At 72.0% G+C, this 22,670-nt stretch carries 24 protein-coding genes, 1 tRNA gene and 1 pseudogene; all 26 read right to left on the bottom strand.

The window, feature by feature from the left end; translation table 11 throughout:
* Positions 1 to 15 precede the first annotated feature (15 nt).
* The gene (gene sbnA / locus OOZ19_RS17610) at positions 16 to 1,005 is read right to left on the bottom strand and encodes a 2,3-diaminopropionate biosynthesis protein SbnA (RefSeq protein ID WP_266091204.1); all 990 of its coding nucleotides are present in this window, start codon (positions 1,003 to 1,005) and stop codon (positions 16 to 18) included.
* A 31-nt stretch (positions 1,006 to 1,036) separates the two neighbouring features.
* A complete protein-coding gene (sbnB, locus tag OOZ19_RS17605; protein WP_266091203.1) occupies positions 1,037 to 2,068 on the bottom strand; it encodes a 2,3-diaminopropionate biosynthesis protein SbnB in 1,032 nt (343 codons plus the stop codon).
* A 332-nt stretch (positions 2,069 to 2,400) separates the two neighbouring features.
* Positions 2,401 to 3,564 carry an acyl-CoA dehydrogenase family protein gene (locus OOZ19_RS17600; RefSeq protein WP_266091202.1) on the bottom strand — a complete coding sequence of 388 codons (1,164 nt, stop codon included), beginning with the start codon at positions 3,562 to 3,564 and terminating at the stop codon, positions 2,401 to 2,403.
* On the bottom strand, positions 3,561 to 4,154 hold the full coding sequence (locus OOZ19_RS17595; RefSeq protein ID WP_266091201.1) for a DUF2786 domain-containing protein: 594 nt from the start codon (positions 4,152 to 4,154) through the stop codon (positions 3,561 to 3,563). The genes OOZ19_RS17600 and OOZ19_RS17595 overlap by 4 nt, the downstream gene beginning before the upstream one ends.
* Positions 4,151 to 4,993 (bottom strand): beta-ketoacyl-[acyl-carrier-protein] synthase family protein, encoded by an 843-nt coding sequence (locus tag OOZ19_RS17590; RefSeq protein ID WP_266091200.1) that lies wholly within the window; start codon positions 4,991 to 4,993, stop codon positions 4,151 to 4,153. Before OOZ19_RS17590 ends, OOZ19_RS17595 begins: the two co-directional genes overlap by 4 nt.
* A gap of 2 nt (positions 4,994 to 4,995) precedes the next feature.
* Positions 4,996 to 5,271 carry an acyl carrier protein gene (locus tag OOZ19_RS17585; protein WP_266091199.1) on the bottom strand — a complete coding sequence of 92 codons (276 nt, stop codon included), beginning with the start codon at positions 5,269 to 5,271 and terminating at the stop codon, positions 4,996 to 4,998.
* Positions 5,272 to 5,303: 32 nt separating this feature from the next.
* Positions 5,304 to 6,590 (bottom strand): type III PLP-dependent enzyme, encoded by a 1,287-nt coding sequence (locus tag OOZ19_RS17580; protein ID WP_266091198.1) that lies wholly within the window; start codon positions 6,588 to 6,590, stop codon positions 5,304 to 5,306.
* Positions 6,587 to 7,942 carry a preATP grasp domain-containing protein gene (locus OOZ19_RS17575; RefSeq protein WP_266091197.1) on the bottom strand — a complete coding sequence of 452 codons (1,356 nt, stop codon included), beginning with the start codon at positions 7,940 to 7,942 and terminating at the stop codon, positions 6,587 to 6,589. The genes OOZ19_RS17580 and OOZ19_RS17575 overlap by 4 nt, the downstream gene beginning before the upstream one ends.
* 18 nt (positions 7,943 to 7,960) lie before the next feature.
* A complete protein-coding gene (locus OOZ19_RS17570; RefSeq protein ID WP_266091196.1) occupies positions 7,961 to 8,890 on the bottom strand; it encodes a 3-oxoacyl-[acyl-carrier-protein] synthase III C-terminal domain-containing protein in 930 nt (309 codons plus the stop codon).
* A 205-nt stretch (positions 8,891 to 9,095) separates the two neighbouring features.
* Positions 9,096 to 10,076 carry a LysR family transcriptional regulator gene (locus OOZ19_RS17565; RefSeq protein WP_266091195.1) on the bottom strand — a complete coding sequence of 327 codons (981 nt, stop codon included), beginning with the start codon at positions 10,074 to 10,076 and terminating at the stop codon, positions 9,096 to 9,098.
* Between the two features lie 259 nt (positions 10,077 to 10,335).
* Positions 10,336 to 11,034, bottom strand: a complete 699-nt coding sequence (locus OOZ19_RS17560; RefSeq protein WP_266091194.1) for a 2-hydroxychromene-2-carboxylate isomerase — start codon at positions 11,032 to 11,034, stop codon at positions 10,336 to 10,338.
* Entirely contained in the window at positions 11,031 to 11,777 is a 747-nt protein-coding gene (gene fabG, locus OOZ19_RS17555) for a 3-oxoacyl-ACP reductase FabG (protein WP_266091193.1), read from the bottom strand. The genes OOZ19_RS17560 and fabG overlap by 4 nt, the downstream gene beginning before the upstream one ends.
* 179 nt (positions 11,778 to 11,956) lie before the next feature.
* On the bottom strand, positions 11,957 to 12,445 hold the full coding sequence (locus tag OOZ19_RS17550) for a 3-hydroxyacyl-ACP dehydratase FabZ family protein (RefSeq protein ID WP_266091192.1): 489 nt from the start codon (positions 12,443 to 12,445) through the stop codon (positions 11,957 to 11,959).
* Positions 12,442 to 12,798 carry an ApeI family dehydratase gene (locus OOZ19_RS17545; RefSeq protein ID WP_266091191.1) on the bottom strand — a complete coding sequence of 119 codons (357 nt, stop codon included), beginning with the start codon at positions 12,796 to 12,798 and terminating at the stop codon, positions 12,442 to 12,444. The genes OOZ19_RS17550 and OOZ19_RS17545 overlap by 4 nt, the downstream gene beginning before the upstream one ends.
* Positions 12,795 to 13,919 (bottom strand): beta-ketoacyl synthase N-terminal-like domain-containing protein, encoded by a 1,125-nt coding sequence (locus OOZ19_RS17540; RefSeq protein ID WP_266091190.1) that lies wholly within the window; start codon positions 13,917 to 13,919, stop codon positions 12,795 to 12,797. The genes OOZ19_RS17545 and OOZ19_RS17540 overlap by 4 nt, the downstream gene beginning before the upstream one ends.
* On the bottom strand, positions 13,916 to 14,893 hold the full coding sequence (locus OOZ19_RS17535; protein ID WP_266091189.1) for an acyl-CoA thioesterase family protein: 978 nt from the start codon (positions 14,891 to 14,893) through the stop codon (positions 13,916 to 13,918). Before OOZ19_RS17535 ends, OOZ19_RS17540 begins: the two co-directional genes overlap by 4 nt.
* Positions 14,890 to 15,696, bottom strand: a complete 807-nt coding sequence (locus tag OOZ19_RS17530; protein ID WP_266091188.1) for an alpha/beta fold hydrolase — start codon at positions 15,694 to 15,696, stop codon at positions 14,890 to 14,892. The genes OOZ19_RS17535 and OOZ19_RS17530 overlap by 4 nt, the downstream gene beginning before the upstream one ends.
* Entirely contained in the window at positions 15,683 to 16,933 is a 1,251-nt protein-coding gene (locus OOZ19_RS17525) for a beta-ketoacyl-[acyl-carrier-protein] synthase family protein (RefSeq protein WP_266091187.1), read from the bottom strand. The genes OOZ19_RS17530 and OOZ19_RS17525 overlap by 14 nt, the downstream gene beginning before the upstream one ends.
* Before the next feature lie 27 nt (positions 16,934 to 16,960).
* Positions 16,961 to 17,224 (bottom strand): acyl carrier protein, encoded by a 264-nt coding sequence (locus tag OOZ19_RS17520; RefSeq protein WP_266091186.1) that lies wholly within the window; start codon positions 17,222 to 17,224, stop codon positions 16,961 to 16,963.
* Between the two features lie 142 nt (positions 17,225 to 17,366).
* Entirely contained in the window at positions 17,367 to 18,167 is an 801-nt protein-coding gene (locus tag OOZ19_RS17515) for an AfsR/SARP family transcriptional regulator (protein WP_266091185.1), read from the bottom strand.
* 68 nt (positions 18,168 to 18,235) lie between these two features.
* The gene (locus OOZ19_RS17510; RefSeq protein WP_266091184.1) at positions 18,236 to 18,997 is read right to left on the bottom strand and encodes an AfsR/SARP family transcriptional regulator; all 762 of its coding nucleotides are present in this window, start codon (positions 18,995 to 18,997) and stop codon (positions 18,236 to 18,238) included.
* A 579-nt stretch (positions 18,998 to 19,576) separates the two neighbouring features.
* Positions 19,577 to 19,649: transfer RNA gene (locus OOZ19_RS17505), tRNA-Ala, on the bottom strand.
* Positions 19,650 to 19,724: 75 nt separating this feature from the next.
* A complete protein-coding gene (gene sepX / locus OOZ19_RS17500) occupies positions 19,725 to 20,309 on the bottom strand; it encodes a divisome protein SepX/GlpR (protein ID WP_416309453.1) in 585 nt (194 codons plus the stop codon).
* Positions 20,310 to 20,315: 6 nt separating this feature from the next.
* A pseudogene (locus tag OOZ19_RS30265) lies at positions 20,316 to 20,498 on the bottom strand (SepX/GlpR family protein); the annotation flags it as partial.
* Between the two features lie 263 nt (positions 20,499 to 20,761).
* Positions 20,762 to 21,424 (bottom strand): GNAT family N-acetyltransferase, encoded by a 663-nt coding sequence (locus OOZ19_RS17495; RefSeq protein WP_266091292.1) that lies wholly within the window; start codon positions 21,422 to 21,424, stop codon positions 20,762 to 20,764.
* 8 nt (positions 21,425 to 21,432) lie between these two features.
* A complete protein-coding gene (gene glp / locus OOZ19_RS17490) occupies positions 21,433 to 22,656 on the bottom strand; it encodes a molybdotransferase-like divisome protein Glp (protein ID WP_266091182.1) in 1,224 nt (407 codons plus the stop codon).
* Positions 22,657 to 22,670 lie beyond the last annotated feature (14 nt).

The raw sequence follows: 22,670 nt of genomic DNA, 5'->3' as shown, positions 1-22,670 counted from the left end.
CTCTCCTCGAAGACTTCACGCCCCGGTCACCCCTCCGCCGAGATCGGCCGAGGCGATCGCGTCCGCGCCGTAGATGTCGCTGACCCACTGCTCGTTGTGCACCGTGTCCAGGTACCGCTCCCCCAGATCCGGGGCGAGCGCCACGGCGGTCGTCTCCGGTCCGGCGCCGTTGCGCTCCAGCCACCGGGCCGCGCCGCACACCACGGTCCCGGTGGAGCCGCCGAACACGAATCCGTCGGCCACCAGCCGCCGCGCCGTGCGCACCGTGTCCACCTCCGCCACGTGCACCACGTCGTCCACGAAGGACTCGTCGAGCAGCTGCGGGCGGACCCCGGTGCCCAGCCCGGGGATCATGCGCGGGGCGGGCGGGGTGCCGAAGGTGACCGAGCCCTCCGAGTCGATCGCCACCACCCGCACCGCGGGCCGCACCTCGCGCAGGTAGCGCGCGCAGCCCATCAACGTCCCGGTGGTGCCTGCGCCGACGAACAGCACGTCCAGGTCCGGGAAGTCGCGCAGCACTTCCGGCCCGGTCGCGCGGTAGTGCGCGAGCCAGTTCGCCGGATTCGCGTACTGGTTGAGCCAGATGCTGCCCTCGTTCTCCGCGCAGATCCGCTTCACCCGGCGCAGCCGCGCGCCGAGCAGCCCGCCCTCGGCGTCCGGTTCGCCGATCACCTGCACCTCGGCGCCCAGCGACTGCATCAGCTGCCGCGCGCCCAGGTTGCAGCGCGCGTCGGTGACGCAGACGAACCGGTAGCCGCGGCTGGCGGCGACCATGCTCAGCGCCACGCCGAGGTTCCCGGATGAGCTCTCGACCAGCATCGTGCCGGGGGCGAGCTGCCCCGCTCGTTCGGCCGCGGCGATCATCTCGGCGGCAGCCTTCAGCTTGATGGAACCGGCGAAGTTGAACCCCTCGCACTTGAGGAACAACCGGTGGCCGGTCACCCGCAGCAGGTCCACGTAGAGGTCGTCCACGTTGAACTCGTGCGGTCTCGTGATGACAGGCACGCGATGTCTCCCGCCCACGCCGAGCCGAGGCTCAGCGCTTCCCGTAGCGATCCAGCTCGTAGAAGAAGTCCTCGACCACCCGCAACCCGCCGCCGCGGGCCAGCTCGTCGTGGACGTACTTGCCCACCGCGAGGTCCAGCACGCCGAGACCGAACGGCGAGAACACCACCGGCCGCTCCGCGTTCAGCCGGACGCGGCCGTCCATCACCTCGGCGAGGGTGCCGTCGAGGAAGTCCCGTCGCCCGGTGCGCTGCTCGGCCAGGTGCACCGAGGTGTTCGCCTTGAGGCAGTGCTCCACGTCGTCCACCACGTTCTGCGCGGCCAGCACCACCTCCGGCGACAGGTCGCGCAGCGACACGTGCAGCACCAGCGGCGCGTGCCCGAACCAGGCGGGCTCGGACACGTGCGGGGTCCCGGCGACGGTGGCGAACACGACGAGGTCGCTGGCGCGCACCAGTTCCTCGCAGCCGCCGTGCACCTTGACCCGGCCCGCGGAACCGGTGGTCTCCAGGTAGGACCGGAACCCCTCGGCGTGCTCGGCGTCGAGGTCGTGCACCCCGACCTCGTCGAAGTCCCAGCCCGAGCCGAGCAGGTAGGTGTGGATGTAGCGGGCGATCAGGCCGGTGCCCACGAACCCGACCCGGCGCGGCCTGCGGCCCTCCGCGCTGAGCCGGTCGGCGGCCAGCGCCGCCGAGGCCGCGGTGCGCACGGCGCTGATGATGGAGCTCTCCAGGCACGCCAGCGGATAACCGGTGGCCGGGTCGTTGAGCACCAGCACCGCCGAGGCGCGCGGCAGTCCGGAGTCGATGTTGCGCGGGAAGCTGGAGATCCACTTGACGCCGTCCACCGCGACGGCTCCGCCGACCGAGGCCGGCAGCGCGATGATCCGCGACTCCGGCCGGTCCGGGAAGCGCAGGAAGTAGGACGGCGGGTTCACCGTGTCCCCGGCGCCGTGCAGCCGGTAGGTGTCGGCGACCAGGTCCACCAGCTCGCGCTCCCGGCCGCTGAGCACCTCGTGCACCTGCGCGCCGGGCACCACCGCGAACGTCGGTCTCTCGGGCATGGGGTCTCCGTTGCTGCTCGGGCGGCCCGGCTGGGCCGGCGTGGCTGCGGGCGGCCTCGCGGCGCGCTCAGCCGGTGCCGGGGATCTCCCGCTGCGACGCGGAATTCCGGTCTCGCGACCGCCTTCCCGCACCGGCTCTCCCGATGCTGCTCCTGCCCGCTGACACCAAGCTGACTTCAAGCTGACGAGCCCGGTCGGTCGTCGTCCGCGAAGCAGCCCCGGGCACGCAATCGGCACCGCCGCGGGGCCGCGGCGGTTTCCTCGCGAGGGATGGCGGTTCCAGGTCGGCCGCACGCGAACACCGGGGAAGCGGCAGCGCAGGCACCCGCCCGCTACGCGGAGCGCCGGGCCCCGTCGACCTTCCCCGAGATGAGGCCTTGCGCGAGGTTGAGCTGCTGCATGTGGGTGGTGCCCTCGATGAACTCCAGGGACTTCGAATCCCGCACCAGCTTGTCCAGCAGCGGATGCTCCAGCCGGGCTGCGGGGCCGAAGAACTCGCAGGCCAGCAGCGCGGCCTCCTCGGCGAGGTTCCCGGCGCGCAGCTTCGCGGCCGAGGCGAGGTGCCCGTCCGCGGTGCGCGCGTCCACCGCGTCGGCCGCCTGTTCGGTCAGCGCGCGGGCGCCGTCGATGCGCCTGCCCAGCGCGTCGATCCGGTGCCGCTCGTCCTTGGACGGCGCGCGGCGGTGCGCGAGCACGTACTCGTGGGCGGCGCGCGCCATGCCCACGCCGATCGCCGCGACGCCGGGGCGCAGCAGGTTGAAGGTCTGCACGAACGCCCACATGCCGCGCCGGGTCGGCGACAGGTTCCGCCCGAGCACGTTCTCCTCGGGCACCCGCACCCCGTCCAGCTCGATGGAGCTGATCCGCGCCCCGCGCAACCCGATGCTGGGCAGCGGTTCGGCGGTGAAGCCTTCGGCCGGGGTCTCCAGCAGCACCGGCACGATGCCCAGCGGGCCGGGTCCGGTGCGGGCGAAGACCACGCCGAGCTGCGCGCGGCACGCGTTGCCGACGTAGCGCTTCGCCCCGGTGAGCAGATATCCGCCGTCTTCGGCGGGCCGCAGCGCGGTGGTGAGCCCGGCGGCGTCGGAGCCGCGGTCCGGTTCGGTCAGCGCGAAGAACGTCCACAACGGACTACCCAGCATCCGGCCGTAGAACAGCTCGCGCTGCCGCTCGTCGGCGACCAGGCCGACCAGCACCCCGGCCAGCAGCGGGCCCGGCGCGGCCACGAGCATCCCCGCGTCGGCCGCGGCCAGCTCTTCCATGATCACGACGCGTTCCCGGGCCAGCGCGCCGTGGCAGGGCCTGCCCGCGATCGGCTCCGGATCGTGGCCGTACTCCGGCGGAACGCCCATCGCGGCCAGGTAGCGCACGGCAGGCAGGTCGAAGTGCTCCCGGATCGCCTCCGGATCGCGGTCCAGCTCCAGAGCGTGCGGGCGCAGGTCCGCGCCCAGATCCCGGAACCGCTGCCGCAGCTCCCGGTACCAGCGGTCGGTCATGGCTCCTCCGGGTGCGCGTAGGCGGCGGCGAGCAGCGCGGAGACGTCCGCGACGTGCCCGGGCCCGCCGAGCAGGTAACCGCTCGCGCCGAGTAGCCGCGCCAAGCCGCGGTCGGCGGCACTGAGCCGGTCGTGGGCGTGAGCCAGGTCGGCGGCGGTGCGCGGCTCGGACCGGTCCAGCACGGCCCGCACCTCCAGCTGCCCGGTGAGCGCCTCGGCGAGCTGCGCGCGCACCAGTTGCCGGTGCAGCAGCGCGGAGTCCCCGGACGTGCGCTCGCCGAGGTAGCCGACGGCGGCCTCCCGCAGCGCCTCGGACGACCCGAGCCGCAGCCACAGCACCGCCTCGCCCCAGCTCGCCGGTTCGGCGCCGGGTTCCCCGCGCAGCACCACGACCTCGCCGCCGGGCAACCGCTCGGTGCGTTCCGCGCCGCCGCCGGCGAGTTCCGCGGGTGCCACCGCGAACCCGGTGGGCCCGTGGTGCGGTGCTCGCGGACTCAGCTCCGCGTGGAGCCCGGTCAGCGCCGGGGCCAGGCCCTCCTGCCGCGCGCACCCGCGCAGCAGCGGGCCCAGTTCCCGGATCGTGCCCGTCACTCCGGCCCCGCAACCACGCAGACCCCCAGGTCGCGGGTGGCCTCGTCGTAGTCCACCAGCGCCAGCGGGCCACCGCGCCCGGCCAGTTCCGCCCACACCCCGGTGCACGGCAGGCCCGGTGCCACCGGGCGCACGTCGCGTCCGGGCAGGTCGCGCTCCGGGTCCAGCGCGGGACCGGCCACGACCACCGGCCGCTGCGGGCCGCACAGCTCGGTGAGCGCGGCCTCGATGGCGGCGGGCACGTCCGCGCGCACCACCCCCGGCTGCTCGCGCACCGCGACCGGCGGCCGTCCCAGGTCGCGTTCGAGCAGCAGCACCACCGCGGCGTCGCCGCGGACGGCCGCCGCCGGGGAGCACTCCGGCTCGTAGGGCAGCGCGGCCTGGTCGGCCAGCACCACCAGCGCCCGCTCGTAGCCGTGCCGCTGGGCGTAGCAGGACGCCAGCCGCAGCGCGGCGAACGGGGCGCACACCCCGTTGTCGGTGAGCGTGAACGTCAGCCCGTCCGGCACCAGCACCTCGGACAGGTAGGTCGGCGCCGCGAGCCTGCAGTCCAGGTCCGGCGTCGCGTGCGCGACGACACCCAGCTGCACCGGCTCCGCCACCAGGTCGTGCTCGGTGATCAGCGCGGCGGCCATCGCCGCGAACGGGTTGCCGCGTTCGGCCAGGTCCGGCCGGTGCGCCACCCCGTAGGCGGCGGTGAGGTCCTGGAAGTGGCGCAGCGAGAACTCGTCGTCGATCCGGTGCTCCCCCTTCGGGAAGCGGCGGTGCACGATGCTGCGCAGCCCCAGCACCGGGGAGCTGATCCCGCGCGGCGCGGGGGCCGCCGAAGTCCGGTACACGCTCAGCTCCCCGACTCGCCCAGGACGAAATCGGTCAGCGTGCCCACCGTCTCGAAGTGGCCCATCTCCAGGCTGTCGGTGTCGAACTCGATTTCCAGCGCCTCCTCCAGCCGCATCATCAGCTCGAAGACGCCGGTGGAGTCCAGCCCCAGCTCCTCGAAGATCTTCGACTGCTCGGTGAGCTCGGGCAGTTCGTAGTCCAGCACCGCCTTGAGCTCGTTGATCACGCTCGTCACGGTGGTCGCGCGATCGGGAGTGGTGGTGGGGTTCTGCGGCATGGGATCGCCCTCTCCAGGTGGGTTGTCGTCGGTCAGGAGCGCACCGGCTCGGCGGGCGCGTCCTCCGGTTCCTGCGCCCGCAGCAGGTCCGCGGGCTCGTCGCGGCGGCGCACCAGCCGCGCGCGACCGTCGCGGACCAGCACCTCGGCCGGGTGGCCGTGGCTGAGGAACAGCACCGGGGAGGCGCTGGGCCCGTAGGCACCGGAGCGCAGCACCCCGATCAGGTCGCCCGCCCGCAGCGGCGGCAGCTCGACCTTCTTGCCGATCACGTCGTTCGGGGTGCACAGCGGCCCGGTGATGTTCCAGGTCTCGCTCGCGGGCTCGTCCCAGCGGTCCAGCACCCGGATCGGGAAGTTCCGCTTCACGAAGGACCCGATGCCCACCGCGGCCATGTGGTGGTTGGTGCCGCCGTCGGCGACGGCGAACCGCTCCCCGTGCGAGGTCTTCACGTACTGCACGCGGGTGACGTAGGTACCGGCCTTCGCGGTGAGGAACCGGCCCAGCTCCATCACCAGCCTGGTCCCGGGGTGCCGCGCGGCGAAGTCGTCGATCAGCGGGTTCACCAGCCCGGTGAGCACGTCCACGTCCAGGTCGGACTCGCCGTCGAAGTAGGCCACGCCGAGTCCTCCGCCGACGTCCACCAGCTCGGGCGTGAAGCCCAGGTGCGCGGAGAGCCGGTCGGCCAGCTCCAGGATCTGCCGGGTGTTCTCCGCGACGCTGTCCTCGGACAGGATCCGGGTGCCCATGTAGACCTGGACCCCCATCAGCCGCACGTGCGGGTGGCAGGCGGCCAGTTCCGGATCGGCGAGCAGCTGGTCCTCGTCGAAGCCGAACTGGCGGGGCTTGCCGCCCATCGTCAGGCCGGATCCCTTCACCGAGAAGTTCGGGTTCACCCGCAGCACGACCCGCGCGGTCCGGCCGCGACGCGCCGCGAGCTCGTCGATCACCGCGAGTTCCGGGAAGGACTCGCAGATGATCGCGCAGATGTCCTCGTCCAGGCAGGCTTCGATCTCCGCGCGGCTCTTGCCCGGCCCGAGGAACAGGATGTCGCGGGGCTCGACCCCAGCGCGGCGGGCGGTGATCAGCTCCGCCATCGAGGAGACCTCGGCGCGCGCCCCGTTCTCGTGCAGCAGCCGGCAGATCGCGATGTTCGGGTTCGCCTTGAGCGAGAAGAACACCTCCAGCGCCGGGTGCAGCCGCTCGCGCAGCGCGGTCAGCCCGCCCGCCAACTCGTCGCCGTCGTAGAGGTACATCGGGGTGCCGAATTCAGCTGCCAGTTCGGCGATCCCGTTTCCCTGCACGGTGAACTCCGCGCTCATGCGGTTGTCCCCATCCTCGCCAGGCGGGCGCTGATCTCGGCGTCGAGCGCGCCGAGCCGGTCCGTCGAGTCCGCCACCAGGAAGCCGTAGAGCCTCCCGTCGAAGGGCGCGCCGGATCCCGCGGCGGCGTTCACGGTGGCGAAGTTGTCCACCACCAGCCCGGTGCCGTCCTTCCAGAGCAGGTCGTCGAGCGCGGCCCGGACCTCGGCGAACGGCAGCGGTCCGGTGAGCCGCAGCGCGTGGTGCCGGGCGAGCGCGACCTGGCCAGCGCCGGTGAACCGCTCCTGCAGCGGCAGCTGGTAGGTGGACATGTTGTTCCGGGCGTTGATCTCCAGCAGCGGGAACAGCTCGCCGTCCGGCTCGACCAGCGCGTCCACTCCGACCACCCCGTAGTAGCCGTCGGCGGCGAGCCGGGAGCCGATCAGCGCGGCGGACTTCTCCACGACCGCGAGCTGGTCGGCGTCCAACGAGGCCGGGAACCGATGTCCTTTGTGGACTCCGCCCTCGGTGAGCGCCTCCTTGACGAAGTCGAACCGCACCGATCCGTCGCGGTGCACGGTGAACTGGTAGTTCAGGTCGGCGCGCTTGGCCACCCACTGCTCGACCACGAAGGCCAACCGGCCCCCGGCGTTCCCGGCCTTCTCGGCGAGCATCCGGTGCAGCCGGTCCAGGCGGCGGACCGAGTCGACCACCGCGATCCCCTTGCCGGAGACGCCGAAGGCCTCCTTCACCACGACCTTCGTGCCCGCCTCGACCAGTTCGCGGGCCGCCGCGACGGCCGCGTCCAGTTCGGCGACGGTCTCGCAGGTCCAGCCGAGCGGCTGGCGCAGGCCGAGCTCGTCGGCGGCTCTGCGGCTGTAGACCTTGCTGTTCACCGCTTTGCACAGCGCGGCCCCCGGGGCCGCCAGCGGCAGCCCGGCCGCGTCGGAGAGCCGCTCCTCCAGTTCGGAGACTCCGTGCGGGGCCAGCCGCGCGCCCGCCCCCGCGAGCTCGCGCAGCACGTCCAGCAGCGCCGGATCGTCGAGCACGTCCTCCGTCACGATCCGCTGCGCGTCCTGCCGCGCGACCGCGTGCACGGTCGGCACCGGCAACCCGAGCTCGCGCAGGTGATCCAGGTGGTCCGGATCCGGCGGCGCCTTGACCAGCACGTGGTCCGAGGCGCTGGCCGGCAGCAACGCGAACTGGTCCATGCGGTTGACCACCGCGGTCCCGCCGGGCGCCGAGAGCCGGGGCAACCCGAGCTCGCCGCGCGCCCACCGCTGCTCGACCTCGAAGTTGCCCAGGAACACCAGCGGCGTCCCCGGATCCCCGGTCAGGGCCGTCTTGAGCCGCCGGTTGAAGTCCTGTTCCATCTCGCCCTCCTGGACGCCTCAGTGCTGGAAGACCATCGCCGCGAACGTCTGCCCGAGGCCGACCGAGGTCATCAGGTAGCGGTCGCCGGGACGCAGCACGCCGCCGTCCACCACGGACCGGTAGTTGATGAAGGGGTCGGCGCAGAAGCAGTGCCCGGTGCGCGGCAGGTTGTCCATGAACAACTTCCGCTTCGGGATGCCGAGGTTGTCCGCCGCCACCGTCCAGGACACCCGGTTCACGTTGTGCGGCAGCAGCAGGTCGATGTCGTCGAGCTCCAGGCCCGCCTCGGTGACGGCCGCGAGCACGACTTCGGCGAGCACGTCCTGGTAGATCTTGCGGGCGTCCGCGGCGACCTCGGCGTTCATGTCGATGACGCCGTCGGCACGGCCGTAGATCCGGCTGGCGTAGCCGAGCATCCGATCCCGCTCCCCACCCGCGCGGACCAGCACCGCGGCCGTGCCCTCGCCCATGATCGAGACGTCGGTGACCCACTGGGTGAACGGGGTGAAGGTCTTCTCCCCGGTGAGGATGAGCGCCATCGCCTCGGGGTCTCCGTCCGCGGACAACAGCGTGTCGCAGACGTCGATGGCGAGCAGCCCGGTGGCGCAGCCGTGGTCGGCCACCCCGAAGCCGCGGGCGTGGCCCAGCCCCAGTTCGTCGCGCACCCGCTGCAGCGGGCTGTGCGGGTAGGGCGCGGTCGTGCGCAACCCCTTGCCGCGCACCACGTAGCGGACCCGGTGCTCGTTGCCGCGCAACGAGTCAAGCCCGCGGGCGGCGGCGAGCAGCAGCTCAGTCTCGGAATCCTCGGGTGCCTTGCAGATCTGGTCCAGCCCGTAGAGCCGGGTGAACCGGCGCAGCTGGAGATCGTTGAGCCCCAAGGGTTCCTGCAACGCCGCGACCGGTTCGGTCGACGGCAGGTGCCGGGCCACCTCGACCAGCGACGTCATCGCCGCACCGCCGCCGGAACGCACTTGCTGGAGTTCATGGGGTTCCTCCCTCGTCGAGCGCCGCGCGAACACGAGCGAACGGATCGACGCCCAGCGTCCAAGCCGCCGCTGACGGAAAGCTGACGCGACGCTGACGGAGGTGTCCGCGCGAACCGGGCGGGCCCGCTGGAGGGGAACGTTCGCTCGGGCGGAGAGGGAGAAGCGCTCAGCCGGTCGAGGCGACGGCGTCCAGGTGGTCTTCGAGCTCGCGGACTTCGGTGCGGTGGCAGCGCAGCCAGGTCCAGTAGGCGGGGACGCGGCGAGCGAGGACGCAGTAGTTCTCCCGCACCGCGTCGGCGATCCCGCGCAACCGGTCCGGGGACACCGCCCCGCGCCGGGAGACCAGCAGCACCTTGCGCCAGACGGCGTCCTGCGGAGGCACCAGCGCGACCCCGGGCGTCAGCGGACCGGTGGGACTCGCCAGCGCGGCAGCACCGGCTCCGGTCACCCAGGCCATCACTTCCGCCTGGCCGGCCGCATGGTGCACCACCTCGGGTTCCACCAGCTCCAGCCTGCCGAAGAACTTCTGCTCCAGGACGTGGAACCAATGTCCGCGCCGATGGCGCACCCAGGTCAGCGAGTCGAGCCCCGCCCGGTCCGCCAGCTCGGCCGCGGCCAGCGGATGCCCGGCGGGCACCGCCAGCCACATCGGCTCCCGGAAGATCACTTCGGAGACCAGGTCGGCGGTGGCGCCGCGCACCGGGTCCTCGGTCTCCGCGCAGGGCACCACGCACGCCGTGTGCGCGTCGTCGCTGACCGCCTGGACGCACAGCGCCGCGTCCAGGGTGACGGTCTGGAGCTCGACGTCCGGCAGCCGCTCGGCCAGTTCGGAGCGCAGTCCGACCGGAGTCCACTCCGCGGTGACCACGCGGATCACGCCGGAGGACACCGAACTGGACTCGGAGGCGATCTCGTCGGCCCGTTCGGCCAGCTCCACCATGAGCGGGATGATCCGCTCCCCCAGCACCGTGGGGCTGATGCCCGAGTTGGAGCGCACGAACAACGGCCCGCCCAGCGCCGATTCGATGCGCCGGAGCTGCATGGTCAGGCTCGGCTGCGGGAGCGTGAGACGTTGCGCGGCCCGCGAGATGCTGCCCTCGTTCGCTAGTGCCGCGACCACACGTGCATGGCGTACCTCGATCTGCATCTTCGGACGACCTCGCATCTTCCGGGCCTCAACGGCGGAGGTCTGCGAGTTCCGATGGTGTGCCCGCCGACGACGCCCGGGACCTGTCCGGTCACGAGCGCAGGGACGTTCGGAACGCCCGCAGGAAGGTCGGCGCGCTCCGCAGGAACACCATGAACCCCCAGAACATGTTGCTCGGGGAAGATCATACCTCGCGGAACGGCCGATCCAGCTCCGAAGTATTCCCATCAGACCCGGAAAAGCTCAACAAACGTCCTCGTCAGCCGCAGCCCCCCGCATGTCCGCCTTCGACCGTGCCCCAGCCGGATTCCGGCCCCACGAAGGGAACCGCGGCGGGCTCGGCACCACCGGGCAGTGCCGCGAGGAACAGCTCCAGCCGGTCCAAGCCCCAGAACTTCTCCCGCCCGGCGATGAAGAACGGCACCCCGAACGCGCCTTCCCGGCAGACCCGCAGCAAGCTGCCGATGCCCTCCGCGCGCAGCTCCTCGTCGTCCACCGCCCCGGCGACCCGCGCGGGGTCCAGGCCGAGCTCCGCCCCGATCTCGGCGATCACCGCCGGATCGCCGACGTCGCGCCCCTCCTCCCAGCGCGCCCGGTACACCAGCGAGATGTAGTCGTGCCCGCGCCCGGCCCGCAGCGCCAGGAAGTACGGCAGGTGCGCCACCTCCCACACCGGATCCCGGTCCACCGGCCAGGCCACCACCAGCCCCCGCGCTTTCGCCAGCCGCGCCACGTCCTGCAGCACGTAGAGGTGCTTGGCCCTCGACATCGCCGCGTACGGGAACCGGCCGCCCCGCTCTGCCAGCAGCGCGGTGGAACGCTCGTCGGGCTCCCAGAACGGGATCCAGTCCAGCCGGTCCACCAGCCCCGGGTGCCGCTCGCGGATCTCCCGGTAGGCCAGCCAGGAGTACGGGCTGCGAAGCGAGAAGTAGAACCGGGGCGCGCGTCCGGTGCTCACAGGACCAGCCCTCCGTCGAGCTGCAGCACCTGGCAGGTCAGGTACGAGGCGCGGTCCGAGACCAGGAACTCCACCAGGTCCGCGACCTCCTCCGGGCGCCCCAGCCTCCCCAGCGGAACCGCCGCGGTCGACGCCGCGAGCGCCTGCTCGGAGAGTCCGGCGAGCATGTCGGTCTCGATGAACCCGGGCGCCACCGCGTTCACCCGGATCCCGTAGCGGCCGACCTCCTTGGCCAGCGCCTTGGTGAGCCCGATGATCCCGGCCTTGGACGCCGAGTAGTTCGCCTGCGTCGCGTTGCCGTGCACCCCGGCGACCGAGGACAACGTCACCACGGAACCGCGCTTCCGCTTGATCATCGGGAAGAGCACCGACTTGCACAGGTTGTAGGTGCCGTCCAGGTTCACCCGCAGCACCCGGGACCAGTCCTCGTCCTTGAGCAGCGCCATCGGGTTGTCCTTGACGATCCCGGCGCAGGCCACCGCGGACTCCACGGGGCCGAGCTCCTTCTCGGCGTCCTTGACGAACCGGTCGACTTCGGCGCGCTCCGCCACGTCGACCTGCCGGACCAGCACCGCGGCACCGGACTCGGCGGCCAGCTCCGCCACCTCGGCGGCAGCGTCCACGTCGGACTGGTAGCACAGCGCCACGTCGTGCCCGGCGGCGGCGAGCCGGGTCACGACGTGCCGCCCGATCCCCCGCGAGCCGCCGGTCACCAGCGCCACGGGTCGCGTACTCGCGGACATCCCCACCTCTTTCATCGTTCATCGCTCTCGGTCTGCGTAGCGGGTCGTTCAGCGGAACCTCAGCGGCGGTGCCGGTGGGCATGGTGGTCACTGCTCAGCGGCTTCGCCGCTGGCAAGAAACCGGCCAAGAACCGGCTCGCCTGGAACGCCGGGTTCACGGGCAGGCTCTTCGGAACCGCTCATCGAGCGTCCGCTCCGCCGGGGCGCAACACCTCGGCCCCGCGCCGCGCCACGGTCAGCTGCCCGACCCGGACGGCGATCCGGCCGTCCACCGCGCACTCGCCGCGGAAGATCGCCGCGTCGGGCAGTTCCCGCACCGCGATCACCTCGTGCTCCACCACGTCACCCGGAAACACCGGTTCCAGCAGTTCGACGCCGCGCAGCCCGGTCAGCAGTTCCACCTGCCCGGTGAGCACGTCCGCGTTCGGCCGCTGCCAGCTCGCCAGCAGCACCGCGGACTGGGCCCAGGACTCCAGCAACCGGCTCAGCGGGTAGGCGTACTCCGCCTCCGGCGCGTCCTCCGGCAGGCCCGCGTAGCAGTGCTCGGTCCCGCTGATCGCTTTCCGGGTGCGGATCCGCGCCCCGGGATCGACGGACACGACCCGGTCCACCAGGAGGATCGGGTGCCGGTGCGGGATCGTCGCGCGGATCCCCGCCTGCCCGGTCACGCGGCCACCGCCGGCACCCGCAGCCCGCAGCGGAGCTGCGCGACCCGCCCCTGCTCGCCACCGATCGCGACCGCGCAGCCGCCGTCCGCGCCGAACTCCACTTCGACCGCGAGCTCGTCGCCCGGCCGGACCTCGTGGAAGAAGCGCACCCGCTCCACGCCGTCCAGTCGCGCGAACTCCCGGCCGGGGCAGCTGCGCACGACGGCCTGCACCACGTCCAGCAAGGCCAGGCCGGGAAGCAACGGGAAGCCCGGGTAGTGCCCGGCGAACACCGGTTCCGCCGGATCCACCCGCACCGTCCCGGACACGGCGTGTTCGGAACGCGTCGCCGCCCGCACCTCGACGCGGATCACGAGCCGCCTCCGCCGAGCGCCAGCAGCACGGACCCGACGGTGCCGTCCCGCTCGATCCCGGTGATCAACGCCAGGTCGCCCGGCTCGGTTCCGCGTGCCTGCGCCCAGGCCAGCACGGCGGCCAGCTGCATCGCCCCGGCCGCGGCCGAGGTGTCCCCGATGAGCGTTCGCGGTCGCACCCGCTCGGCGTCCGGCACCAGCTCGTCGAGCACCGCGCGCTCCCGCTCGCCCCACTCGCCCGTGTCGTCCAGCGGAGCCACCACCCGCACCGAACCGGCCCGCGCACCGGTCTCGGTGAGGTTCGCCAGCACGCACCCGGCCAGCGCCCGGTCCGCCCGGCCCGGCTCACCGAACGCCCGGAACCGGCTGCCGAGCACCCTCGCCAACGGTGTTCGGCCCGCCTCGGCGGCGTCCGCGGCGGGCTCCAGCAGGAAGGCCGCACCGCCTTCCCCCAGCGCCCAGCCGTCCTCGGCCCGGCCGTCCACGGCCCGCCACTCCAGCCAGGAGCGCTGCGGGGTGTGCTCCTCGGAGGCGCCGAACACCACCCGGTCGCAGTGCCCGCCGCGCACCAGCCGCACACCGTTGCGCAGCGCCAGCGACCCGGTCAGCGCGCCGCCCGCGATCGTGGTGTTCGGGCCCTTGATGGAGTGCCAGATCGCGCTCTGCCCGGCGGCCCGGTTCATCACGGTGTTCGGGAACTTCGCCGGGTCCACGTGGAACGGTTTCGCCCCGGTCAGCGAGTCCCGGGTGAAGTCCATGATGCTCTGCGCGCTGCCCGATCCGGTCCCCCAGGTCAGCGCCAGCCGGTCGGACTCCGCGGTGAGCTCCGGACCGCACTCCTCCAGCAGTACCCCGACGGTCTTCACCGAGATCGCGGTGACCCGGTCCATCGAACGGGTTCCCTTGCGGCCCAGCTGTTCTGCGGCGGCGAAGTCCGGGATCACCCCGCCCCGGCGGAACGGCCCGGCCGACTCGTCCAGCTCCGCCACGCAGCCGCGGCCACCGGCGATGCCCGCCTCGAACGCCGCACGCCCGACGCCGAACGGGGACACCGCCGACCAGGCCGAGAGCACCAGCTCACCGCCTCCGACGCGGTGGTCGTCCGCGGCGATCGCCGTCATCGCCCGCGCCCCTCCGCCGCACCGCTCCCGCCGCCCAGGGCCGCGAGCATCTGGTCGTCGAAGTCCACCAGCGACCAGTCCCGGCGGTTGTCGATCACCGCGTAGCCGTGCGTGATCCGCCCGGTCGCGGTCGGCACCAGCACGCCGTCCCGCAGCACGTAGCAGTCCATCCGCGCCGTGTAGGTGAGGCGTTTGAACACCCGCTCCACGGTGAAGATCGTGTAGAGCTCCTCCTCCATCCGCGCTTCCCCGAGCAGCTCGATCCGGGAGTGCGGCACGACCGGGATCCAGTCCTGCTCGTCCAGCAACTTCTTGATGGACACCCCGCGGTCCGCGAGGAAGAGGTCCACGACCTCCTCCATCTGGCGCAGGTAGCCGGACATCTGCACCCGCTCGGTGAAGTGGCAGTAGAAGTACGGCATCCGCCACGCCCAACCGAAGGCGTTGGCGCCCTCGGTGAGCAGCTCGATCGGATCCCGGTCGCCGACCTCGACGGCCTCGGCGGGGCGCCCCAGCTCGGCGACGACGTGCTCGGCGAGCTCCGCTGGGACCGGCTCCACCGGCAGGCCGCGGTCGTCGGCGCGGAAGGAGACGGTCACCTTCGCGGTCACCGCCTTGACCTGCTCCGCCCGCTGCACCGTCAGCTCCACCTCGAAGGACATCCCCGAACCGGCCCCGGCGACCGGGCGGACCTCGGCGACGGCCAGGTCGTCGATGTGGAAAGCGGTGAGGATCTTGGTGTCGATCGCGGAGATGTCGGTGCACAGCCCGTACCGCTCGTAGAGCGCGCCCGCCGGGAACCCGCGCCGGCGCAGGTGGTCCAGCACGGCCTCCTCGACCATGAAGTTGACGTGCTTGAAACCGATCCAGGTGCAGATGTTCGAGCCCTCGTAGCGGGGGCGCAGCTCGGTCCGGGTGGTGTCCGGTGCGGTGCCGCGCTCGATGGTCACGACGGCATTGCTGTTGGCGTTCACATCAACTCCATGCTCGGTTCGGGTTCGTGCCGCCGGCGTTCGCTCGGCAGCGTGGTCAGGAAGTCCACGACGGCACGGGAGAACCCGTCGGCGTCCTGCGCCATCGGGAAGTGCCCGCACCCGGGAAGCCGCGCGAGCCGCCCGTCCGGGAGTGCCTCGGCGAGCGCCCGCCCGTCCTCCGGACGCGCGGCGATGTCCTGCTCGCCCACCACGACCAGCCGCGCGGCGGTGGTCGTGGACAGGTCCACCAGCGGACTTCGCAGGTAGGTGTCGAAGAAGCGCATCCAGCCGTAAGGCCCGACCCAGTCGCGCAACCGGTGCGCCATCCAGGTCCGGTAGTTCGCCGGGAACCGCGCGGTCTCACCGAGGGTCATCGCTTCCAGGAACGTGCGGTGGAACTCGTTGAGGTAGTAGCTGATCGAGGACCAGTCGAACTCGTCGGCGCGGGGCCGGTAGAACGGGCTGACCAGCACCGCGGGCAGCTCCCGGAACCAACCGCGGGAACCGGCCTCGGTGACCAGGTTCGCCGCGAAGGAGTGCGCGACGACCAGGTCGAAGTGCTGCCCGTCCAGGGCCGCCGCGAGCAGCTCCACCGGATCGCCCCGGTGCGCCCAAGTGGGGTCGGCCATGCCCGCCCAGGGCAGCTCGACGTCCCACCACTCCCAGTCCTCGGGGGCGCGGTCCAGGAACGGTCGCCACACGTCCGCCCGGCCCGCCAACCCGTGCAGCAGGATCGCCCGCGGCGCGCCCGGCTCCTCGGCGGGACGGCGCAGCCGCAGCGCACCCCCGTCACGCGGAGGCATCGGCGGTGACCTTCCGGTCGTGCCTGCCCAGCAGCAGCACCGCGTTGTTGCCCGCGAAGGCCAGCGCGTTGTTCTGCACCACCGACAGCCGCGCGGGCCGCGCCTCGTTCGGCACGCAGTCCACGCCGCAGTCCGGGTCGGTCTCCCGGTGGTTGATCGTCGGCGGGATGAAACCTTCGGTGAGCGCCAGCGCGCACGCCGCCGACGCCAGCGCGCTCGCCGCGCCCATGGTGTGCCCGATCATCGACTTGATGGACACCGTGGGCGGCGGCGTGCCGAACACCTGGCGGATCGCTCCGGCCTCGGTGACATCGTTGGCCCTCGTCCCGGTGCCGTGCGCGGAGATGAAGTCCACCTCTTCCGGCGTCACACCGGCGTTGCGGTGTGCCAGCTCCACGCACCGCGCGATGCTGCCCTGGTCCGGGGCGACCGGATGGTGCGCATCGCAGTTGAGGCCGTAGCCCAGCACCTCGGCGTAGATCCGCGCGCCGCGCGCCTGCGCCGATTCCAGGCTTTCCATCAGCAGGATCCCGGCGCCCTCACCGGTGAGGATCCCCTTGCGGTCCAGGTCGAACGGCTGGCACACCTCGGGCGCGATGGTGCCCAGCCGGTAGAAACCGGTGAACGTCTTGCGGCAGACCGCGTCCGCCCCGCCGCACAGCGCGACCTCCACGTCGCCCTCGCGGATCGCGTCGAAGCCGTAGCCGATCGCGTAGTTCCCCGCCGCGCAAGCGGTGGGGATGGTGACGGCTTCGACGTCGGTCAACTCCAGCTCGCGGACGATGCTGGTGGACAACCGCCCGGCCGTCGCCCGCCGCGCCCGCACCGGGTCCCACTGCTCCGGCCCGTCCGCGAGCTGGTCGGCCACCAGGCCGTCGAGGTCGCGGGACTCGGCGTCGGTGGTGCCGACCGAGACCAGCGCCCGCTGCCGCCGCAGCAGGTCCAGCGGCATCCCCGCGTCCTCAGCGGCCATCCGCGCGGCGGCCACCGAGAACTGGCTGGCCCGCCCCAGCTCCTCCGGGTCGACCCGGTGCATGTACTCCGCCGGAGCGAACTCGGTGATCTCACAACTGTTCGCGTGCGCGAAGCCGGTCGTGTCGAAACTGACGAGCGGCGTCACCCCGCTGCGCCCGGACCGCAGCCCATCGCGGAACTCCTCGACGCCGACCCCCAGGCAGGTCACCACGCCCAGACCGGTGATCACGACCCGGCGGTGGGTCTGCTGCTGCTCGCTCACTGCTCGCCCCGTTCCCCGGTGGACGGCTCAGTTGGCCGGCGCGTCGTTGACGACCGCCACCACGTTGTCCAGGTTGACCATGCGGGTGAGCTCGGACTGCTCGATCGTGACGTCGAAGGTGCTCTCCAACGCGGAGAGGATCTCGATGGCACCCATCGAATCGGCACCGTGATCGTCTTTGAACAGGCTGGTGTCGGTCATGTCCGCGGGTTCGATCTCAAGAATGTCGCAGACGATTTCCTTGATCTTCCCGCGACCGGCCTCGTCGACCCGAGCATTCGTGGTGGTCATGTCAGCTCCCATTCTCGTGGAATAGCGAAATGCAAACCGGAGAACTCGGGGGACGCGAAATCGCGCCAGCGACGAGGGGCGCCCCCAGCGCACCCGGACCGTTCTACCGAGTCCAACACTGCGACTCGGGGATATGGGATTTCTATATTCGCAGCGTGGCGGCACCGGCCCGGACCGATTCCCGCGGCGGTTCCAGCGAGATCGGATCGGCCGCGTCGGCCGTCAGCACCGCGTGGTGCGCCCGGCGCAACCGCACCCCCGGGTCCACGCCCAACTCCGCGGCCAGCAACCGCCGCCCCTCGTCGTAGAGGGCCAGCGCCTCGGCCTGCCGGTCACAGCGGTGCAGCGCGATCATCAGCTGCGCGCGGAACCGCTCTCGCAGCGGGTGCAGGCGCACCAGCCCGAACAGCTCCGCGGTGAGCCGCGCATGCCCGCCCAGCACCAGTTCGCCCTCCACCAGGCCTTCGAGCGCGACCAGCCGCAACTCCTGCAACCGAGCGTCCTCCTCGGCGGCCAGCGACTCCGCGACGTCGACCAGCGCCGGGCCGCGCCACAGGCCCAGCGCGCGCCGCAAGTGCCGCACCGCCTCCTCGCAGCGGGCCGCCGCCAACGCGTCCTGCCCCAGCCGCACGCACTGCTCGAACTCCGCGAGGTCGAGCCTGCCGTCCCCGATGTCCAGCACGTATCCGGGCGAGCGGCGCCCGATGGCCACCTCGTGGCCCAGCAGCTTCCGCAACCGGGAGACGTAGGTGTAGATCTGCGCAGTGCTGGTCGCGGGCGGGCGCCTGCCCCACAGGAACTCGCTGAGCCGCGCGTCCGAGAGCAGGTTCGGCCCGGAGATCAGCAGGGCGGCCAGCACCGTCCGCTGCTTCGTCCCGTCCAGCACGACCCGCTCGCCATCGTCCCGCAGCACCTCCACCGGGCCCAGAATCCGGTACTCCACGTGTCACCCCATTCACGAATCGTCTTGATGCCGGCGTGCGCGCCCGGTCCTCCCCGGGACCTGGCGCCTCAGCCGAGCACCTGATCTTGAATCAAGATCGATTCATAGAGCTTGCGCAGTTCACGGCCGGGTTCCAGCCCCAAGTCGCGCACCAGTCGCTGCCTGGTCCGGTGGAAGACGTTGACCGCCTCGGTCTGCCTGCCGTTGCGGTAGAGCGCGACCATCAGCTGCCCGCTGAACCGCTCCCGCTCCGGGTACTCGGCGGTAAGCCTGCGCAGCTCGGAGACCACGGCGCGCTCCTGGCCGATGGCCAGCTTGGCGGTGATCAGGTCTTCCTGGGCGGTGAGCCTGCGCTCGTCGAGCCGCACCGCCTCCAACCGGCAGCGCAGCGTGTCGGTGTCCAGCAGCGCAGGCCCGCGCCACAGCCGCAGCGCGCGCTCCAGCAGCACGACGGCCTGCTCCGGATGCGAGTCGACGAGCTCGCCGCCCCGCTCGGCCAGCGCCACGAACCGCTCGGCGTCCACCGTCTGCGGGTCCACGTCCAGCCGGTAGCCGCCCTGGACCGTGCGCACCAACTCGTCACCCGCCCGGCCGGTGCGTCGCTCCAAGAACTTGCGCAACCGCACGATGTTGGCCTGCAACGCGTTGCGCGCGTTGCCGATCGGTTTGTCCAACCAGAGTTCATCCACGAATTGTTCGGATGCAATTGACTTCGCCGGCGACAACGCCAGCACGGCCAACACTGTGCGAACTTTCCCCGACGGAACGCCGACGAGCGAGTCGTCACTTCCCGAACTCAATGCCACCGAACCGAGCAAACGGATCTCCATGCACCTATCCCCCAGCGCATGCACGTGAATTCACCGGTACTCCCCAGATTTCAAGCGACCGGGAACCCCGTGCAGACAACAGTTCACAGTACAGATAGCTGAGCCGGATACTGCCGGATCCGCCGGAATACCTGGAAATACCTCATCCCCCGCACCGCCGCCCGGCGGAGATATATCCGCAGGTAGCCGCCCGTGCGACCGCCACGCGTTGGCGACTTCTTGACATCCGGTCCGGATACCGGAAAGGGCCGGATCAGGCGACGTTGCGAACATTCGGCGAACGACGGCCACGAAGCGGACGTTCCGGCCCCTCCGAACCACCCCCGCGACCGCCCACTGGACGGAACGGACCGTCGAACGAAGAAAGGGCCGATGTTCCGGAGAGCATCGGCCCCTTCCACGAGAGCGGAGGGCTCACCGACCCCCGAACCGGTGGTCAGTGAGCAGACCGGGAACGCTCCCCGACGAAAGAAGCCGACGCACCCCGGCCACCGCACCGCGGGGGCCTACGGGGGTTCGGCCCCCGCACAAGCAAAAAGGAGCCGGGAAGACGCAAAGCGTCGACCAGACTCCTCCGAGTGGAGCTGAGGGGAATCGAACCCCTGACCTTCTCGATGCGAACGAGACGCGCTACCAACTGCGCTACAGCCCCTTGCCTTAGTGCTGTTGTAGCTTAGCAGGGCCCCAACAGCACTTCGCACACCCCCTCCGCTGGGGAGCGTGGGACCTATTCGCCCACCGCACGGCGGTAAGGCTGCCAGGTCCGCTCGTCGAGTTCGTCGAACATCGGGTCCTCGTCGTCGATCTCGACGACGACGGCGCCGGTGTTGCGCGGCGCCGGACCGCGCGGCTCGTCCCGCTCGTCGTACTCGTCGAGCGCGGGTTCGCCGTATTCCAGGTCGTCGTCGTCCTCGTCCTCGCGAGCCGCGGACATCCGCGCGAGCCGCCGCTCCCGGATCTCCTGCTCGATGCGGACCTGGCGGCGCAGGTAGGTCAGGTAGCCGATGATGGCGAGGTCGACGAGGACGTGCAGCGTCCACATCGGGGTCCAGGCGAGCGCCGCGATCAGCGCGGTGGTGATCGCGGTGACCACCATCGCGATCGTGATCCGCTGCCTGCGCGCGTACTTGGTCCGAGCGGCGAGCGCCGCGGCCTCGGGGTCGAACCCGCCACGACCGGGCCGGTACCGGCGTCCGGCGCGGACGTCGTCGCTGTGGACCCGGCGCGCCTGACCGTCGTCCGCTTCGTCGGCCTCGTCGAAGTCCTCGAGCTCGTCGGGGTCGACGTCCTCGTGCCGGTCGGTGTCGGCCATGCCGTGCGCCTCCTGCGCCCTATCCGTTCCCACGCCGGTCGCGGACCGATCACTGCCCCTGCGCACCACTCGCGCCGCCAGTGCCGAATCCGTCGTTTTGGACACTTCCTGCCGGCGACGGGCGAACATCGGAACAAGCACGACCAACCATGCCGCCGCAAGCGCCGCGAAGATCAAAGAACTGGGCACGCCTCGCCACCTCCCCCTGGCTGCCTGCCGCACACTGCTGCGACCGCCACGCTAGCCACTCCTGTCACATCTGTCTCTGAGCCACGCCGACCGGATTTCGTTTCGTCCCGGAGGCAGAAAACCGCACGCGCGAAACGCAGGACGGGAAGCGAAGCCCCGGCGTGTCGGCATCCGCACGCCTGGGAGCAGGGAAAATGCACTCGGTCGAGCGACGGGGCGCCTCGGCTCGGTGATGAAGGTCTCGGTGGCCCGGAGGCCGGAACTCAGGCGTACCGAGCCCGTCCGCTGCGCACCAGCGCCGCCGCCGCGCCCGACGGGTTGTCCTCGGCGGTGAGTCCGAAGACGTAGTGGTCGCGCCAAGCACCCTCGACGTCGAGGTAGCGCTCGAAGAGCCCCTCGCGGCGGAACCCGGCCTTCTCCAGCACGCGCAGGCTCGGCGCGTTCTCCGGCCGCACCGTGGCTTCCAGCCGGTGCAGACCGGCGGGGCCGAAGCAGTGGTCCACGGCCAGGGCCACGGCGGCCGTGGCGACCCCGCCGCGGGAGTGCCCCTCGGAGACCCAGTAGCCGACCCAGGCCGAGCGCAGCGCTCCGCGCACGACGTTGCCGACGGTGAGCTGCCCCGCGAACCGGCCGTCGACCGTGATCGCGAACGGCAGCGCCTGGCCGCGGCGCGCCAGGCCCCGCAGCGCGCTCCACTGCGCGGGCCAGGCCAGCAGCGCGTTGCGGTCCCGCCAGTCCCCGATCGTCGTCGGTTCCCAGCGCTGCAGGTAGGCCCGGTCGCGCAGGCGCAGCCCGCTCCACGCCGACGCGTCCAGCAGCCGGGGCGGTCGCAGCTCGACGGCACCCGCGGGCACCAGCAGCGGCCCCGGACGCGCGGGCCAGCCCGGGTGGCGGGAGGGGAACAGCGCTTCGGCGTCCTCGGACATGGCTCGGGTCACGCGCGCTGGGACAGGAACCGGACCCGGACGTCCTCTCCGGTTCCGACTTCGGTGACGTCCTCGTCGACCAAGATCAGGCAGTTCGCCTCCGCCAGCGACGCGAGCAGGTGCGATCCGGAAGTGCCCAGCGGCTGCACCATGTAGGCGTCGGTCTCCGGGTCGCGCAGCAGCTGCCCGCGGAGGAATCCGCGGCGCCCGGGAGCCGAGGTCACCGGGGACAGCAGGTTCGCCGAGACGGTGCGGCGGTGCGGATTGCCGCGGCCCAGCGCGGAGCGGATCAACGGCCGCACCAGGACTTCGAAGACGACCAGCGAGCTCACGGCGTTGCCGGGCAGCAGGAACGTCGGCACCTCGTCCGGGCCGAGCCTGCCGAATGCCTGCATGGAACCGGGCTGCATCGCGACCCGCGTGTCGTCGAGCTCCCCGAGGTCGCCCAGCGCCGCGCTGACCTCGCTGCCGAGCGCGCCGCCGACACCACCGGCGATCACCACGATCTCGGAGAGCAGCAACCGGCCCTCGACGACTTCGCGCAGCCGCTTCGGGTCGGTGCTGACGATGCCGACGCGGGTGACCTCGGCGCCCGCGTCGCGAGCCGCGGCGGCCAGCGCGTAGGAGTTGACGTCGTAGACCTGCCCCTGGCCGGGAGTCCGGTCCACGTCGACCAGCTCGTCGCCCAGCGAGAGCACCGAGACGCGCGGTCGCGGATGCACCAGCACCTTGTCCCTGCCGACGGCCGCGAGCAGCCCGACCTGGGCGGAGCCGATCGCCGAGCCGCGGCGGACCGCGAGGTCACCGGTCTGCACGTCCTCCCCGGCCCTGCGCACGAACGCGGCGGAGGGCACGCCTTGCCGGACGGTGACCTTCGCGGGGTGCTCGTCGGTGTGGTCCAGCGGCACCACCGCGTCGGCCAGCGTCGGCAACGGCGCCCCGGCCGTCACCCGCACGGCCTGGCCGGGTTGCAGCCGCCGGGCCTGCCGGGAGCCGGAGGTGATCTCGCCGACCACCGGCAGCACCGAGCCCTCGCCCGCGTCGTTGCGCACGTCGACGCTGCGCACCGCGTAGCCGTCCACCGCCGCCTGGTCGAAACCGGGAAGTGCCTGCCCCGCCACGATCTCCTCGGCGCACAGCAATCCCTGCGCTTCGGAGATCGCCACCCGTACCGGCGCGGGCCGCACCGCGGCGGTGAGAACACGCGCGAGCTGCTCGTCCACTGACCTCATGGCACTCGACCTCT

The sequence above is a fragment of the Saccharopolyspora sp. NFXS83 genome (assembly GCF_026241095.1).
Classification (GTDB): Bacteria; Actinomycetota; Actinomycetes; order Mycobacteriales; family Pseudonocardiaceae; genus Saccharopolyspora_C.
Note: the sequence above shows the minus strand (reverse complement) of the source record. Positions and strands in the feature narration are given on the sequence as shown.